Annotated in this window: 15 protein-coding genes; 5 read left to right on the top strand and 10 right to left on the bottom strand. The window is 58.0% G+C overall.

Annotated features, from left to right (window positions below; genetic code table 11):
* Positions 1-203 precede the first annotated feature (203 nt).
* Entirely contained in the window at positions 204-2,522 is a 2,319-nt protein-coding gene (locus tag GJR99_RS16885) for an arylsulfatase (protein WP_151114235.1), read from the top strand.
* A gap of 56 nt (positions 2,523-2,578) precedes the next feature.
* Here the strand turns inward: GJR99_RS16885 and GJR99_RS16880 are convergent, their stop codons facing one another.
* From GJR99_RS16880 to GJR99_RS16845, 8 genes are all read right to left on the bottom strand, one after another.
* Entirely contained in the window at positions 2,579-2,941 is a 363-nt protein-coding gene (locus tag GJR99_RS16880; RefSeq protein ID WP_151114234.1) for a DUF7344 domain-containing protein, read from the bottom strand.
* Positions 2,942-3,145: 204 nt separating this feature from the next.
* Positions 3,146-4,348: an AI-2E family transporter gene (locus tag GJR99_RS16875; protein WP_151114233.1), complete on the bottom strand. Its 1,203-nt coding sequence runs from the start codon at positions 4,346-4,348 to the stop codon at positions 3,146-3,148.
* A gap of 383 nt (positions 4,349-4,731) precedes the next feature.
* Complete coding sequence (locus GJR99_RS16870) at positions 4,732-5,349, bottom strand: class I SAM-dependent methyltransferase (RefSeq protein WP_151114232.1); 618 nt, start codon at positions 5,347-5,349, stop codon at positions 4,732-4,734.
* Between the two features lie 72 nt (positions 5,350-5,421).
* Positions 5,422-6,144: a hypothetical protein gene (locus GJR99_RS16865; protein ID WP_151114310.1), complete on the bottom strand. Its 723-nt coding sequence runs from the start codon at positions 6,142-6,144 to the stop codon at positions 5,422-5,424.
* A gap of 323 nt (positions 6,145-6,467) precedes the next feature.
* Complete coding sequence (locus tag GJR99_RS16860) at positions 6,468-6,953, bottom strand: hypothetical protein (RefSeq protein WP_191967172.1); 486 nt, start codon at positions 6,951-6,953, stop codon at positions 6,468-6,470.
* Positions 6,954-7,047: 94 nt separating this feature from the next.
* On the bottom strand, positions 7,048-8,235 hold the full coding sequence (locus tag GJR99_RS16855; RefSeq protein ID WP_151114231.1) for an NAD(P)/FAD-dependent oxidoreductase: 1,188 nt from the start codon (positions 8,233-8,235) through the stop codon (positions 7,048-7,050).
* Positions 8,236-8,238: 3 nt separating this feature from the next.
* Positions 8,239-9,627 (bottom strand): aspartate aminotransferase family protein, encoded by a 1,389-nt coding sequence (locus tag GJR99_RS16850; RefSeq protein WP_151114230.1) that lies wholly within the window; start codon positions 9,625-9,627, stop codon positions 8,239-8,241.
* Between the two features lie 113 nt (positions 9,628-9,740).
* Positions 9,741-10,904: an NAD(P)/FAD-dependent oxidoreductase gene (locus GJR99_RS16845; protein WP_151114229.1), complete on the bottom strand. Its 1,164-nt coding sequence runs from the start codon at positions 10,902-10,904 to the stop codon at positions 9,741-9,743.
* 128 nt (positions 10,905-11,032) lie between these two features.
* Between GJR99_RS16845 and GJR99_RS16840 the strand changes: the two genes are divergently transcribed.
* Positions 11,033-12,328 (top strand): aminotransferase family protein, encoded by a 1,296-nt coding sequence (locus tag GJR99_RS16840; protein ID WP_151114228.1) that lies wholly within the window; start codon positions 11,033-11,035, stop codon positions 12,326-12,328.
* Between the two features lie 35 nt (positions 12,329-12,363).
* On the opposite strand, the gene GJR99_RS16835 is transcribed toward GJR99_RS16840, so the two are convergent.
* Both GJR99_RS16835 and GJR99_RS16830 read right to left on the bottom strand, forming a co-directional pair.
* The gene (locus tag GJR99_RS16835; protein ID WP_151114227.1) at positions 12,364-13,236 is read right to left on the bottom strand and encodes a dimethylarginine dimethylaminohydrolase family protein; all 873 of its coding nucleotides are present in this window, start codon (positions 13,234-13,236) and stop codon (positions 12,364-12,366) included.
* Positions 13,233-13,712 (bottom strand): Lrp/AsnC family transcriptional regulator, encoded by a 480-nt coding sequence (locus tag GJR99_RS16830; protein ID WP_151114226.1) that lies wholly within the window; start codon positions 13,710-13,712, stop codon positions 13,233-13,235. The genes GJR99_RS16835 and GJR99_RS16830 overlap by 4 nt, the downstream gene beginning before the upstream one ends.
* A 155-nt stretch (positions 13,713-13,867) precedes the next feature.
* Between GJR99_RS16830 and GJR99_RS16825 the strand changes: the two genes are divergently transcribed.
* From GJR99_RS16825 to GJR99_RS16815, 3 genes are all read left to right on the top strand, one after another.
* Positions 13,868-14,869, top strand: a complete 1,002-nt coding sequence (locus GJR99_RS16825; protein WP_151114225.1) for an ABC transporter permease — start codon at positions 13,868-13,870, stop codon at positions 14,867-14,869.
* A complete protein-coding gene (locus GJR99_RS16820) occupies positions 14,866-15,702 on the top strand; it encodes an ABC transporter permease (RefSeq protein ID WP_151114224.1) in 837 nt (278 codons plus the stop codon). Before GJR99_RS16825 ends, GJR99_RS16820 begins: the two co-directional genes overlap by 4 nt.
* 124 nt (positions 15,703-15,826) lie before the next feature.
* Positions 15,827-17,050, top strand: a complete 1,224-nt coding sequence (locus tag GJR99_RS16815; RefSeq protein ID WP_225317680.1) for a polyamine ABC transporter substrate-binding protein — start codon at positions 15,827-15,829, stop codon at positions 17,048-17,050.
* Positions 17,051-17,069 lie beyond the last annotated feature (19 nt).

Genomic DNA, 17,069 nt, shown 5'->3' with positions numbered 1-17,069 from the left:
CGCCGAAGACGGTATCTCTTCTTGGGCCGTAATTCCGTTTCACGGGACACTCCCCACCCACATGAAAAACCATTATTATTATTCCGGCTGATATTCCACTCAACCCACAGGCCGAGAGAACGGTGATGGTTCGAGCCCTTTCGAATTTGAGAGGAGTCACGACTTCAACACAGAACTCGGTTACGGGGTGGAGACCAATACGAATGACAAACCGAGAGTTCCACGGCCGTATCGGCCGAACGTACGACGAATCAGAACCCTGGTGGCCCGAAGAAACACGGGCCCCAGAAGATGCCCCGAACGTTCTCATGGTCGTTTTAGACGACGTTGGGTTCGGTCAGTTGGGGAGTTATGGTGGCCTCATCGACACGCCGAACATCGACCGGTTAGCAGACGATGGTCTCAGGTACAACAACTTCCACACGACGGCACTCTGCTCTCCGACGCGCTCGTGCCTCCTCACCGGTCGAAATCATCACTCGAACGGGATGGCAGGCATCACTGAAATTTCGACCGGGTTCCCCGGCTACAACGGCCACATTCCACACGAAAACGGCTTCCTCTCCGAGATTCTCGTCGAAGAAGGATTCAACACGTACGCGGTAGGAAAGTGGCATCTAGCACCAGCCGAAGCGACGAGTGCGGCAGGGCCGTACGACGGGTGGCCACTCGGACGCGGATTCGAACGGTTCTATGGGTTCCTCGGAGGGGATACCGACCAGTACACACCGACACTGGTCCACGACAACCACCAAGTCGAACCACCAACGACACCAGAAGAAGGGTACCACCTCTCCGAAGACCTTGCCGCACGAACCATCGAGTTCATCAGTGACGCGAAACAGGTCGACCCCGACAAACCATTCTTCACGTACTTCGCACCGGGTGCGTGCCACGCACCCCATCAAGTTCCACAGGAGTGGGCCGACAAGTACGAAGGCAAATTCGATATGGGGTGGGAAGAAGCCCGAAAACAGATTCTCGAACGACAAAAAGAGATGGGGATAGTCCCGGAAAACACTGACCTCTCACCACACAACCCGGACGTCGACCACTGGGATTCGCTCTCCGATGACGAGCGACGGCTCTATGCCCGCATGATGGAAGTGTTCGCAGGCTTCCTCGAACACACCGACGCCCAACTTGGAAAAGTTCTCGACTACCTCGAAGAGCTGGGCGAACTCGACAACACACTCGTGATGGTCGTCTCCGACAACGGTGCGAGTGCAGAGGGTGGACCCACCGGCTCTGTGAACGAGAACCGTTTCTTCAACAACGTCCCCGAGAGTCTCGAAGAGAACCTCGAAGCGATGGACGAACTCGGTGGGCCAAAATACTTCAACCACTACCCGTGGGGATGGACGTGGGCTGGTGATACACCATTCCAGCGTTGGAAGCGCGAAACCTACCGCGGTGGGTCGTGTGACCCACTCATCGTCTCGTGGAAAGACGGAATCGACGCTCGCGGGGAAGTTCGTGAGCAGTTCGTCCACGCCATCGACCTCATGCCGACCATTCTGGAGTTGCTCGGCATCGACGCACCCGACGAAGTGAAAGGCTACTCCCAATCACCAATCGAGGGAACGAGCTTCACCTACTCGCTCGACGAATCTGATGCACCCGAACGCCACGTGACGCAGTACTTCGAGATGCTCGGGACCAGAGCCATCTATCACGATGGCTGGCGGGCAGTTCACCCGTGGCCGCTTGGCAAGCCGATGACTGCCGAGGACCTCTCAGCAACCACGCTCGAAGACTCGGGATGGGAACTCTACCACATCGAAGAAGATTTCTCTGAGGCCCACGACGTCGCGTCCGAGCATCCAGAGAAAGTACTCGAACTCGCCCAGTTGTGGTGGACCGAAGCAGGGAGATACGATGTCCTTCCCCTCGATGGACGCAGTGTCCAGCGGTTCGCAGAATGGCGACCGGAACCCGGGAAACCCAGAGAGCAATACACCTACTATCCAAAGACACAGCACATCCCAGAGAACGCAGCGGTCAAAGTGTTCAACCGCGACCACAGCATCACGGCAGACATCACAGTCCCAGAAGGTGGTGCTGAAGGGGTTCTCATCGCCCACGGCGCGCGGTCCGGTGGATACTCACTGTACGTCGAAGACAACCATCTCCGATACGTCCACAACTACGTGGGCGTTGAGGAGTACGAAATCGTCGCCAGCGACCCGATTCCAGAAGGGGAGACCTCGGTCCGGATGGAGTTCGAGACAACCGGCGAACCCGACCTGAAAGAAGGCAAAGGCGCACCCGGAACCGTCCGACTCTATTACGGTGACAAACAAGTCGGAGAAGGAGACATCCCGATGACGATCCCGATAACGATGGGTCTGACTGCAGGCCTGAGTTGCGGGAGAGATGCTGTCAACGCAGTGAGTGATAACTACCGCGACCGAACACCATTCGAGTTCACGGGCGATATCACTCGGATAACCGTCGATGTCAGCGGTAAACCATTCGTCCACGAAGAGTCCGAGATGGACCAAATCATGGCCAGAGAATAAGCCGTCGCGTCAGAACTCGGGGGGCACTCCTCGCACCCTCACGTCGAGACGAAATACTACACCAGACCGTCTGGGAGTTCGTCCCTATTTTCCTGCAGTACGTCGACGACCGGTTCGATCTCACCCCACGCAGTTCCAGTACAGAGTTCTCCCGTCTCTTCGTCCCAGTCGATGAACCCATGATTGCTCAGTTTCGGAAGATGAACGTGGAATAATGCGACGTGGGTGGCGTCGGAGTCGTCCCCCTCGGTCGTTCCATCTACGAGTTCGAACGGGTCTAGCGTCTCGTCCTGCTGTGGATTCATCACAGCGAGTGTAACGAGTAGTTGACGCCGGTACCTGTTGGCGAGTGCTTCGAAGACATCACTGGCCGTCGCCTCACACACCATCGGTTTGTTTGCCATCGTCTCTGCCGCCATCAGCTCGTCCTTCGTACTCCTCACTGTTGAGGTTCGAGGTTGACACATCAAACCTCTTAACTTGGCGTCTTCTTTTCGCTGTTCGATATCGACGTGAGTAACGAACAGCGGAGGACTTTCTCGTTCCCGAGACGGATTCGGTGTGGCAGCGCTTACCAAATTCACTGCTCGGTGTGACGGTCCCACGGCAACGAGTCTGAGCGGTCAGTCGGTGGCACCCGCTGGGTCGTCGATATCAGTCCGGACGTCGTCGAGTCTCGTCTGCCCTTCGTCGACGGTCCAATCATCGTGTGGGTCGGCTGGACGAAGCGGGCCCGTTTCTCTTCCAGGGTGGAGCATTCTGGGGAATTTCAACTGAAGGAACAGTACGACGACGACCATCAGGAATGGGCCGTAGAAGATACCGTACCAACCGAACATCGGTGGGCCGATGAGGTACGCGAAGACGATGAGCCCCATCGGGAACAACCGGCCGGAGAGCGCCGGGCGAATGTAGATGCGGATGAGGTTATCGAACGGAAGTTCCATCACGACTACGAACAGCAACGGGAACCAGAGAGCCGACGGGTTCGATTGAAGCGCAACGACGACGAGGTACGCGGTGACGATGGCGTAGACGATACTTCGCCCGACGAGTGGGACGATGGTGAATATGCCAGTGATGACTGCCAACGGAATCGGTGCAGGAATTTGGAGGCCAGATGGCGCGATGAGGTTGAACGCCAGGTAGACGACAGCGGCCAGTACGATGACGACGAAGATAGTGACGGTGTATCCGAAGTACACCGATTCCAAGCCTTCGTCGACTGCAGAGAGATACTCGACGACTTCGGAGTCCTCGTCTGCGATGTTCGCGTGGAACCAAGCCGTGAGTCTTTCGTCTTCTCGGAGGAGAAAGAACGCAAAGAGAAGCGAGAGGAACGCATTGAACAGTCCGGACGCGACAGAGCCAACCGTTCTCGATAGCGAACCGAACGCGTCCTGAAATGCCCCCCCACTAAACAACTCGGCCAGTTGACGGACGAATTCCGCTGGGTCCTCTGGTATCGCGTCGATCGTGATAGGGAGGATGGCGTTGAGTTGTGCCACGACTTCGGTCGTGAAAAACCGACTTAACTCGGCGATAGTGAGGAGAATCGCACTCCCCAGAATCCCAACGACTGGGAGGACGATGAGCAGTAGCGTCACGACTGCTGCGATATTTTTTGACGGCGCGATTCGCTCGACTCGTGTCTCTATCGGTCGTGCAACGTAGTAGACGAACAAGCCAAAGATTATCCAAGGGAGATAGACCCACCCGACGAACACCAACACACTCCCGACGACGAGTGCAAATATCCACCAACCGGTATCCAGATTGCGAAGGATACGTCGGATTCGCTCGGCACCACTGGTCTCTCGACTCATACCCGTAATGTACGCTCGCTGAAACCATATGGGTGTCTGAACTGGCAGGGGATAATGAGTATCAGATATTTGAGGATGAAATCAGTCAGGTCGTGTTCAAATGTTGGCTATTCGGTGTCGGAAAGACTGTTTTCGCACAGATAGCACCTCATTACGTAGGGAGAACGAGGAGGAGGGCACATTACGAGCGAGGTCTATTCTACTACCTGAAAACGCAGTACTAAGACAGAAAATCCGTGAATAGAAAACGTAGTAGAAAACATATGCTTTCGACAACCTATCAGACATATTTAATTAGATTTGGTGAACCCGGTCGTGGGGCCAGTGAAGTTTCGTGCACCCGAGTCGGCGGTGGCCGAGAAGTCCCGATTACCGACTAGCACTCAGAGAACGCGGAACACACGAACCGTATCACGTTTGCCCGGTTCTTCGAGAAGTTGAGCGAGCCCAACGTCTGTAAACACCTGCTTCCAGTTGCGATGGAACAACGGGAAGTCGTCGTTCACGTAGCTCACTTCAGAACCATTTCGACCGCGTTGAGGGCTATTTCCTTCGTTCTCCGCGGTTATCACCAAGTCACCCGAGGCACGGGCTAACTCCTCGAACACCCACGTGTCGTCGGGGTGGACGTGCTGGAGCGTCTCGACCGAGTAGATGACGTCGAACTGGTTGTCGCGGAATTCGGGGACGAACTCCTCGAGTGCCCCGGTGTGGAACGTCCCGGTCTCGAAGAGGGCAGGGAAGTACTCGGCCATCACTTCGAACGAGTCGTCGTTGAGGTCGAGACCGGTGAGGTTCTCGTACCCGTGGTCGAGGAGGTGTGCGAGGTGTCGGCCAGAACTGCACCCGACTTCGAGAATCTTGGCGTCGGAACTCACGTAGTGGTCGAAAACCGTCGCGAGGGTCTCACTTACCTCGTTTGGGCCGATTTTAGCGTAGTACGCAGGCGAGAAATCTCCAGAGCGCTCGGCCCATCCGTGATGGTTCTCATCCGGGTCCATACGTGGCGAAACGAGGCCAGAGAGTAAAGGCCCCCCGGAGTCGTCTCGAACCCTGGCGACTCGACTCTCTGGTTAGTCGCCGGAGGCCCCACCGAGTTCTGCGGCGACCACCGGTCCGATTGCCGACCGCAATGCAACCCATTCGACGTTGCCTGCGTCGAGTCTACGGTACTCCTCACAGGCAACCATCTCGAACACTCGGGTTCGAACCTCCTCAGTCGTGACCGACCCACTTCTGTTCTCGATGGCGTCGATGGCTCGCTCGATTCGGTCCGCTGTGACGAGCGAAGTGGCTACGGCTTCAGGGTCACCGTGGATAGGTTGCAATTCGTCCTCGACTTCGGTAGGTCTGTTCTCGATGATTGCAGACCCACCACGGCGGTTTTCGATGATGACGCCCGCTGCGGGGCCATCGTACCACGCAGACTCGGGGACGTCGTACCGTTCCGGGTGGAAGTCTCTAACGTTCACCTCTTTTCGGAACGTGTTGAGTGGGGTGAGGCCGAGTCGGTCGAAGATTCGTTCGGCGATGTCGATAGGGAGGAGACGGTGTTTGTTCTCGGACCAGACCGACCAGCCGAAAAATGGGGGCACACGCTCCCACTCGTAGTCGACACCGACGTTACACGGTGCGACACCGAAGAAGACGAATGCGGACGGGTCGTCGACGGCATCGTAGAAGGCGTCACGGTCGAACTGTTCTCGAACGTGTCTGACCGCGTTTTGGTACGGCGGTGGCACGTCGTCGAAGACGCGTTCTTCTGCACCAAAGACGAGGAGACCCGACGAATCCATTCGAAATCGCATCTGGAGGCCAGAAACGTGCTCACGAAGCCAGAGGTGTCCACTCGCGAGCAACTCCGGCGGGGCGTCTTCGAGTCTCGGAAGTGTCGGGTACGTCTTCATACGGTGACTGTTCGAGGTTCGTCCCCCAGGGAAAAATACTGTTGGCTGAGTTTCGTGGATACCCCAGTGTCGAGCGGTGCGCGACAATCACGCCGAGACCCGTGACAGAGTGTGGTACCACAGGGGGTCTGCCACGTTGCAGCCGAAACCCCACGGAGGTTGTCCTGGGGGGTCTGCACCCGAGGGAGACCGTCCACTGCGGGAAGACTACGTCAACCGTGGAACTCTGTATCTTCAGTGAACTCGAGTTCCTCACTGTATTTGAGTTCAGACCACGCTTTCTCCGACCGTCCTTTGGTACCCCAGTCTACGTATCCATCTTCGAGCATCTCGGTGACTGCGTCGCCGAGGTCACTCAGTTCTGTTCGCACTTTCGAGGAGATGTCTATCCCACGTGGCCACTCGTCCGGCATATCTGGGACGACAGACTGGAGTCGTTCCTCGACGGGGTCCCAGAAGAAGTCTAACTGTTCGATAAGTCCGAGTTCGAGCACCTGTTCGTACTCCGTGTCGGATAGGTCGGTGTACTCTGTCCACTCTTCGAACGCTTCTTTCCACGCACCGTCGTGAAGGTACTCCTGTAACTCTTCTCGCCGAAAGTCGGATTCGATTCCGTACGTCTCAGTGAGGTCTAACTCGGTGGGGACACCACGGTTCGTCATGTCGGGGGGACTCGGGTTCTCGACGTCCAGTGCCATACACTACGTTCGTCGTCTAAGACGTTAAATGACGTCCTCACTTCACGTTGAAAATCAGACACCGAAGGGCCGACAACTACGAGTCGAGTAGCTGTCAGTCCTCTTCGTATGCTTCGTCTCCGGAACTAATCGAGACGAACCGGAACTCACGAGACCGGTTCTCGAAGCGGTCGAGAGAGAACGGTTCGCGTGGGAGGTCTGTCTCTTCCCCGGTGACGATGCTCCGAACGAGCGTCGCGGCGACAGGTGCAGTCATGACGCCCCGGCCGTGGAACCCGGTCGCGACGACGAGGCCATCGGGTGCGTCCGCTGGGGCGTCGATGATTGGTCGTGTGTCGGGCGTCGCACCGTCCACACCGGCCCAGCCATTGACAAACCGGGCGTTGTCGCCGTCAGCCAAGAATCTGGGCGCGAGGTCCGCGACGTGTTGAACGAACTCCTCGTCGGCGTTCCCACTCGCACCGACTGGGTCGTCGGTCGCAAACGACCACCCACCGACGAGTACGTCGCCGTTGAGTTCGGGTCGGAAGTAGACGTGTTCGCCGGGTATCCATCCCATCGGAAACGTCTCGCTCATGTCGCTCCCGAGGTCGAGGACGATACACTGAGTGCGGTACGGTCGGACCGGAATCGGTGTGACGTCTTCGAGGAACAGTGACGTTCGCCACCCTGCCGCGACGACGACGGTCGGTGCTTCGATTCGACCAACGTCTGTATCGACACCCACGACGGCACCGTCGTCGACGAGTACGTCGGTGACGGCGGTATCGGTGAGGAACGTCGCACCACGTTCGGTGGCGTCGTCAGCGAGCGTCGTCGCAAACGTGTAGGGGTCGACGAATCCGGTTTCGACGTGTCGGACTCCGCCTTCGAACTCGTCTCCAAGGTCGAACCCAGGGTACAGCGATTCGATTTCGTCGCCGTCGAGGAAATCCACGTCGTACCCAGCAGACGCGAGTCGTTCGCTCCGTCGCTTGGCTTCGCCGATTCGTTCTGTCGGGACCAGTTCGACACTCTCTCGGTCTTCGTAGTGGAACTCACCGGTCCCGTCGTACTCGTAAAAGAACTCGAGTGCATGGCTCCCGACTTCGGGGTAATCCGTGTACGACGGTGAAATCGTCACTTCTCCAGCCGCGAGTGCGGTCGCTTCAGATGCGAGTTTCCCACGTTCGACGACGACGACGTCGTAGTCACTTGCGAGGAGTCGGGCCGCGGCGCAGCCGATGACGCCTCCACCGACGACGACGACATCCGCGTTCTCTGGGGGAGAGTCCGCGTCCATCGCCTAGTACTCGTGGTTGACGGCGCGGAAGGCGTCTTCGGCGACTTCGATGGCGTCGTCGATCTCTTCTTCCGTGTGGGTGAGCGTCGTGAAGAAGCGCTCACCTTGCATCGGGTTCCCGAAGAGAACGCCGTCTGCTGCGGCCTCCAACCACCAATCTGCGAACTGGTCTTCGTTCGCGTGCCAGGTGTCACGGTAGCGGTGGATGTCGTGGTCGGTCATGTAGACTTGGCCCATGCTCCCGATGTGTTGGACGTTCACGGGAATGCCGACGTCGTCTGCTGCCTCCTGTAGTCCGGTGAAGAGTCTGTCACCGAGGCGGTCGATGTGTTCGTACACTCCCCCTGAGTCCAGCACTTCGAGGGTGGCGAGGCCTGCGGCGGCCGCAATCGGGTGGCCGTTGTACGTACCACCGTGGAACGCTGACGTGTTCCACTTCTCACCTTCGTTCTTTCCTGGTGGGATGATTTCAGCCATGATTTCTTCTTTCCCCCCGAATCCGGCGACCTGGTAGCCACCACCAGCGGCTTTCGCGAACGTCGTCATGTCGGGCATGATGTCGAGTCGGCCTTGTGCCGACTGTGGACCGAGACGGAACCCAGTCATGACCTCGTCCCAGATGAGGACGATACCGAGTTCTTCGGTGAGTTCTCGCAGGAACTCGTGGTATCCATCGCGAGGCTTGAGACATCCACACGAGAACATCACAGGTTCGATGATGACCGCGGCCATATCGTCCGCGTGCTTTCGCAGAATCTTCTCTGTGGCTTCCTTGTCGTTGAACGGGAACGGGACCACAGTGTCCCGAACTGCCTCGGGAATACCAGTTCCGTAGGGGACGGTGTTCGGTTCGTCTGCCGGTCCGAGTGCCTCTTCGTCGGCATAGACGGACTGAAGTGCGTAGTCGTGTGCCCCGGCGTAGCCACCTTCGGGCTTTGCAATCTTTTCTTTCCCCGTGTACGAGCGTGCCACACGGAGTGCGTGCATGGTCGCTTCGGTTCCGGAGTTTGCCATCCGAACGGTTTCGATGGACGGCGTCATCTCCACTACTTTCTCCATGAACTGTATCGAGATGGGTGACGGCGTCGCAGTCACGTCGAGCGTCTCGGCCATCTCTTGGACGGCCTCGACGACGTCTGGATGGTTGTGGCCGAGGATGATTGGGCCGAGTGCGAGCAAGAAGTCCAGGTACTCGTTTCCGTCTACGTCGTAGATGTACGACCCCTCTGCGCGTTCTGTGTAGAACGGATAGGGGTCGAACGAGCGGACGTTTGATTCGACACCGAGTGGGGTTACACTCGCAGCGTAATCGTGGAACGACCGACTCTCCGGCGTCTGCTCCCGGAATCGTGCAGCGTGGTCGGGTCGTTGTGGGTTGTCATCATGGCTCATCATTCTCCTTGACGAGTATCCACTCAATAAAACTTTGCCCGATTTAGCACTTCGCCAAAATATCTATGGAAAACGAGGTTCAAAAGCGAAAAAGCATGTCTTAGACGGCTGGTTCAGCGCCCCACGTCAGAAGTCGTCCGTAACTCGAACCCCGACGTGCTGTCTGAAAACCGGTCGAAAGAGAACGGAGAAACGTCGAACGCGGCCGTCTCCGCAGTGACTTGGCTTCGGATAGCCTCTGCTGCAATCGGGGCAGCGAGGATACCGAGTCCGTTGAATCCTGCCGCGACGAACACATCGTCGACTTGGTCGAGAATCGGTCGGGCGTCGGGCGTCGCGCTATCGACACCGGCCCACCCGTTTACCAGTCCAGCATCCCCGAATCCCCGAACCAATTCTGGAATCGTCAGCGCAACCTCCTTGACGAACGATTCGTCGGCCTGCGTACTCACCCCCGCTGGGTCGGAGACGATATCGTGTGACCCACCGACGAGTAAGTCCCCGTTGTGTTCCGGTCTGAAGTAGAGATGTTTGCTCCCGACACGGCCGATTGGGAACTGGTCGTCGAGAACCTCGGTCGGTTCGAGAACGACACACTGGGTTCGGTACGGCTGAATTGGGAGGGGACGCCCGAGTAAATCAGGGGTGGAGAACCCCGCGGCGACGACGACGGTGTGAGCCCGAATCTCACCGTCAGCGAGTTCGGCCGTATTCGATGACACTGCGTCTACCTGCTGGTCGAGGTAGAACGACGCACCCCGGTCGGTCGCCCGTCGTTTGAGTGCAGTCGCGAGCGTGTACGGGTCTACCCAGCCAGCGTCGTCGTAGCGGACTGCACCGGCAAAGTCGTCGAGGTTGAGTCGCGGGGCTTCCGACTCGACAACGTCGGTGTCGAGGTAGGTGACCGGAAAGCCGTGGTCAGCAAGGTCAGCAGCACGGTCGCGTGCCGTGTCTACCTCGTCATGGACGACGTAGTCGTATCGTCGCCGTTCGGTGAATTCGAATCCGTGAGTCCCGTCGAACGCTCGAAAGAACTCGTTCGCGTGACGCGCCACTTCGGGGAGGTCGCCGTAGAACAGCGTCGGAGTAATGACGCCAGCGGCGCGACCAGTTGCACCCTCGGCGACGCCCGATTTATCCAGAACGACTACGTCGTGGTCGGGGGCGAGCGCATCGGCGATGGCACACCCGACGACACCCGCACCGACGACGACTACGTCTACGGGGCCATCTGGGAGAGACGCGTCCGACTGGGCAGTGTCGTGCGCTTCGTGCATACGTCTCGCACACGACACGGGACCATACGCGTTACGGTGGTTTTCGGATTGGAGTTCTAATCGCCGAAAGAATCTCGGATATCTGGTGTCGCACAAAAGTTTATTCTGATGGTAGCCATGGACTGTGCATGGACAGTCACTCGATACCACACTGGTATAGCCCAGAAAGTCCGCCGATTTCTATCGTCGACGCCGAGGATTCGACGGTGTACGACGAAGACGGAAACGGCTATCTCGACTTCATGGCGCAACTCTACTGCGTCAACGCGGGGCACTCGGAACAGCGCATCGTAGACGCGATGACGGCGCAGGCGAGTGACATCCCGTACGTCTCGTCCGCTCTCGGTAACGACTCGCGAGACAAACTCGCGTCCTTGCTCGCAGAACGTGCCCCGGACAATTTGACCGACGTGTTCTTCTCCGTCACGGGGAGCGAGGCGAACGAGGCTGCCATGCAAATCGCACGTGCCTACCAGGACGCCCCGAAGATTCTGACGCGGTGGCGTTCATACCACGGGTCGACCTACGGTGCGTCCGCCCTGACCGGCGACCCACAGACGCGTGCCGAAGTCGAACGCTACAGTGCGGTCACGGGTCACACCAAGTTCCTCCCACCGCTCGACTTCGGTGGGCCGTTCAACGCCGACACTCCAGAAGAACTCGCCGAACAGGCGGCCGACCACCTCGAGTGGGTCATCAAGAACGAAGGCCCCGACTCTATCGCGGCGCTCATCACCGAACCCATCGCCGGAACCAGTGGTGCGTACACTGCACCACCGGGCTACTTCGAGCGTGTCCGCGAAATCTGTGACGAGTACGACATCCTCCTCGTCTCCGACGAAGTCATCGCCGGGTTCGGCCGCTGTGGGGACTGGTTCGGTATCCAGACCGAGAACGTCCAACCGGACATGATTACCTTCGCGAAAGGCGTCACGTCGGCGTACGTCCCGCTCGGAGGCGTCATCACGAGCAGCGAAATTGCAGAGTTCCTCGACACCGAAGGGATGCCAGTCGGACAGACCTTCGCCGGCCATCCGGTCGCCTGTGCTGCCGGCGTCGCCGCCGTCGAGTCCTACGAAGATGGTCTCTTCGAGAACGCACGTGACCTCGCACCGGTGTTAGAAGACGCGCTCGCTGGAGTCGAAGACGAGTACGACGTCGTCGGAGACGTCCATGGACGTGGCCTCCTTTGGGGCGTGGAGTTCGCAGACCCAGAGACTGGAGAGCACTTCTTCGACCCACGCGTCGACGAAGGCGACAACCCGGTCGGTGCGGTCCGGACCGAAGCCAAGAAACGCGGTGTCATCTTCGGGTCTGCACGCCCCGACGTCCAACTCGTCTTGTCGCCACCACTCTGTGTCACCGAAGAAGAGATACACGAGGCTGTCTCTGTGCTCCGCGAGAGCATCGAAGCAGTGTTCTAGAAAATCTCGTTCCCGTTTCGATAATCGCATCCGAGTTACGCCCGTTCGAGTGGGAGAACGAGCCCTTTCAGGCCACCTCTGGCTTTTTTGATCTCACGGATGTCGAGTTCGATTACCTCGAACCCACGGTGCTGGAGCGCGTTCCGAGTGACAGGGTTACCCGCCGAAAGAACGACGGTTTCGTCGTCGACGACGATACAACTCGTCACCATGTTGCGCTGCTCGCGTGTCGGAACCTCGATGATGTCGATACCACGGTCTTCGAGCAGTTCCCGAAACTCGGTCGGTACCGCCTGCGGGTAGAGTAGTGCGAGGTCGTCAGCGACCATGTTGAACACCAACGCGAGATGTGTTTGTCCGGTCGAGTTGGTGCTCCCGAAAATCGGGATTTCGACGATGTCGATGTCGTACGTGTCGAGGACGCTTCGAATCTGCCGAATCCCCTCGGTGTTCGTCGTCTTCGACCGCCCGATTGCGACCGTCTCTCGGTCCAACCAGATGAGGTTGGCCGCCTCGAACCGCCCCCCTCCGTGGACGGTGTGGTAGATTGGCGTTCCCATCTCGACGAGTCGGGACGCGAGTCGGAGTTCCTCTCCGTCTCGAATGCGGTCGCTCATCTGCCCGATAACTGCGCCACCTTCGACGACGAACCCAACGTCGCGGACGAACAGTGATTCGGCGAGTGTGTCGTCTGTCTCACCGAGTTCGCGGACGTCGACACCGTGTGTTTCTAGTGTCTGGACGAGTTTCTCGTGTTCTTTCGCCGCTTGTTTGAGACGCGGGAGGCCGTCCCAGCCCCACGCGTCAGGGTCTACGACGGACGAAAATTCGTCGCCCGGTTCGTGAACGAGCACACATTCTAACGACCCGACCTCGCTCCGCACGCCCGGAGCAGGCGCCTCCGTCATTGGCCGTTCAGGTCGAGGCGACCATCTTCTTTGACAGTTCGGAGGCTCACGTTCGTCGAACTCTTTCGGACACCGTCTGACTCACCGAGTTTCGAGAGAAACTCCGAGAGGTCGTCAGTCTCTTCGACGCGCACCTTCAACAGGAGGTCGAAATCGCCCGTTATCTCGTGTACTTCTTGCACCTCACGGTGTTCTGCGAGACGTTCTGCGACCTCTGAAAACCGACCAGCAGTCGTCTCGACTTGGACGAACGCGACCTGGTCGATGCCGAGGAGTTTCGGGTCGAGAATGGCACGGTACTCGCGGATGTACCCTTGTTCTTCGAGTGACCTGACGCGTTCGTGAATCGTCGCACTCCCCATATCGAGACGGCGAGCGATTTCAGAGAGGGCAGTTCTGCCGTCAGACTGAAGGATTTTCAGGATACTTCGGTCGACCTCGTCGATATGAGTCGACGTGTGCTCGTGGTCAGACATAGCCCCTCGTTACACCTCTGCCGCCAAAAACAATGCGACTACAGGTAAAAATTTGGCATTTTCGTACGTGGGCAGAGAAAACATCGGAAGAATACCACCCATAGTGAAAAGTTATTTAGCCTCCAAGCAACGTTCCGTGTTAGTGAGACTCTAGTATGGCAATGAACACCACGGATGTGGGACCGGGCTTGCTCACCCGGATCCGTCGTCACAAGTACGTCGGGTTGGTGACCAACATCCTCCCGGCAAGTATCTGGTTGACCGTCTTCTTCCTCGCGCCACTCGCAGTTATGCTGTACTTCAGTTTCGGTGAGCGAGGGGCGTTCGGAGAAGTGCTCCTTGGGTTCGAATATCTCGGCCTCCAGCAGTACGCGACGTTCTTCATCCCGGACGGCGCATCGATCCTCGAAACGATCTGGATTAGCATCGCGTGGGCGATCGGCTACTTCGTTCCGTTCGTCTCGAATCCCGCGTCGGCCCAGCCGACACCGTACGTTCAGTTGCTCTTCAAGAGCATCTACTTCGGCACGGTGACGACGCTCGTCTCGTTGGTCATGGGCTATCCCATGGCGTACTTCGTCGCTCGGCACGCGAGTCAGCGCTGGCAGACGACGCTCATCGCCCTCATCGTCCTCCCGTACTGGGCGTCCTACCTGGTTCGCGTCTACGCAATCAAGATTCTACTCGCGAAGAACGGACTCGTTCACAACTTGCTCGCGACACTCGGTATCGCCACCGACGTGCAACTCCTCTACACTGACTTCGCGGTGCAGTTCGGTCTCGTCTACATCTGGGTTCCGTTCATGATTCTCCCAGTGTACGCGAGTCTCGAACAGTTGAACCCAGAACTCAACGAGGCAGCGATGGACCTCGGAGCGGACCGTCTAGACTCCTTTAGGTACGTGACGCTTCCACTCTCGATGCCAGGTGTCGTCGCAGGGAGCATCCTCGTGTTCATCCCGTCCGTGGGCGCGTACGTCATCCCCGACTTACTCGGCGGTGCGAGCACGGCCACTGTCGGAGAGTTCATCGCTGCACAGTTCGGTGCCGCTGGCAACTGGCCGCTCGGTTCCGCTGCGGCGTTCATCTTGATGGTCATCATGTTCGGCGCGCTCTGGGCATACCAGCGCGGGTCAGGGGGGGCCGATTTCCTATGAGCGTCTCCAAGCTCAAAGTCTGGCGCTCGCGGTTGATGGCCAACCACGGAAAGAAAGCGCTCGCCGCACAGACAGGGTTCGTCTACCTGTTCCTCTACGTGCCGATCGCGGTGATGATCGCGCTGTCGTTCAACGACTCACGGACAGCAATCGTCTGGAACGGGTTCACGACACAGTGGTACGAAGCACTCTTTTCGGGAGAGGCGATTGCTCGTGTCGACCCGAATCAGGCGTGGATCGCTCTGCAGAACTCGCTGATAATCGCCGTCGTGACCGTCGTGGTCTCCGTGTTGTTCGGGACGATGCTCGCGCTCGCACTCGATAGATACGTGTTCACTGGACGGAATCTGCTCCAAGGAGTGGTCTACATGCCGCTCATCATCCCGAGCATCGTGATGGGAATCTCGCTGCTGTTGTTCTTCAACATCGTCGGCTTAGAACAAGGCATCGGGACGGCGATTATCGGCCACATCGCTTTCGACATTAGCTACGTCACGGTCATCGTACTCGCACGGTTGCAGTCGTTCAACCGGACGCTCGAAGAGGCGGCGATGGACCTCGGTGCGAGCGAACTCGAGACGTTCCGGTGGGTGACGATGCCCCTCATCAAACCTGGGATTATCGCCGGAGCACTCCTCGGTTTCGCGATGTCGTTCGACGATTTCGTCGTGACGTTCTTCATCATCGGCAACCAGAACACTCTCCCGATATTCTTCTTCGGGATGGTCCGCCAGGGGATCTCCCCAGGCGTGAACGTCATCGCGACGCTCATCCTCGTCGGGACGCTCATCATCATCGCACTGGCGCAGAAAATTCAGGGAATCACGTGGTAATCAGAAAAAACAGACGTTCACAAACATAAATCACCAAAATGTTTATGGCCCATGTCTACCATTGCCAAGAAGACTGATACCAATTACCATGAATTCTGAAGATAATTCGACCCGGCGTACGTTTTTGAAGGTAACCGGCACGGTTGGTGTCGGCGGGATCACTGGACTCGCCGGTTGTACTGGCGGCGGCGACAGTGACTCTGGTGGCGACAGCTCTGGCGGGGATAGTAACGGCGGTGGAGGTGGCGGCGGAGAAGACACGACAGAAGAACAGAACACCGCAACTCCGCAAGAAGACCGGGGTGACGCGTCAGTCCGTGAAGAGTACGGCCTTCCCGAACTCGACTACCCACTGGAGGAGACACTCAACGTCTTCCAGTGGACCGATTACTGGCCGTCTGGGACCGTCGAAATCTTCGAGAAGGCATACGGGGTCGACGTAAGCGTCTCGAACTACGCCTCGAACGAGGAGATGTTCAACAAGCTCAAAGCTGGAGGGTCCGGTCAGTTCGACCTCACGTTCCCCAGTGATTATATGGTGAGCATCATGCAGAGCCAGGACCTTCTCCAACCACTCGATACAGGGAAGCTTACGCACTGGGACAACCTCGAACCCATGTGGAAAGACGACGCTCCGTACGACCCGACTGACGACCGGTACTCGGCACCGTACTTCTGGGGTACCAGTGGTGTCGCGTGGAACTCCGAGATGACGCCGGACATCGAAGGCACCCCTTCGTGGGAAGTGATGTGGGACGAGAAGTACCAAGGACAGATTACGATGCTCAACGACATGCGCGAGACCATCGGGGCCGCGCTCAAATATCTCGGCTACTCCCTCAACACGACCGACGAAGCGGAGATCGAGGAAGCGAAACAGCTCCTCATCGACCAGAAGCCACTGCTGCTCACGTACTCGTCAGTGTCGCGTGCGGCAGCACTCCAAAACCAGGAAGCGAGTCCGCTTCACTGTTGGTCTGGTGACGCGTTCGTCGCGTACTGGGAGCTCTACGAAGACGATAGTTCCCCGATCAACTACGTCGTCCCACAAGAGGGTGGCGTCGTCTGGGTCGACACGGCCGCGATTACGAAAAACGCCAAGAGTCCGAACGCAGCGCACGCATTCATCAACTTCCTCCTGAACGCCAAGATGAACGCAGAGATCGCCAACTACCTCTACTACCCGACACCGAACGGAGCGGCAAAGGAGTTCGTCGATGAAGCGGCACTGAACAACCCATCGATCTACCCGCCGGAAGACGTCTTCGAGAAACTCGAGTTCATCGAAAACATCGGGCAAGCGACGAAGTTGTACAGTGAAGCTTGGACGGAAATCAAGAACGCATAGATGGCCCACGAAATCCGAT

It is taken from the genome of Haloferax marinum (assembly GCF_009674625.1).
Classification (GTDB): Archaea; Halobacteriota; Halobacteria; order Halobacteriales; family Haloferacaceae; genus Haloferax; species Haloferax marinum.
This window is presented reverse-complemented; position numbering and strand designations above follow the sequence as displayed.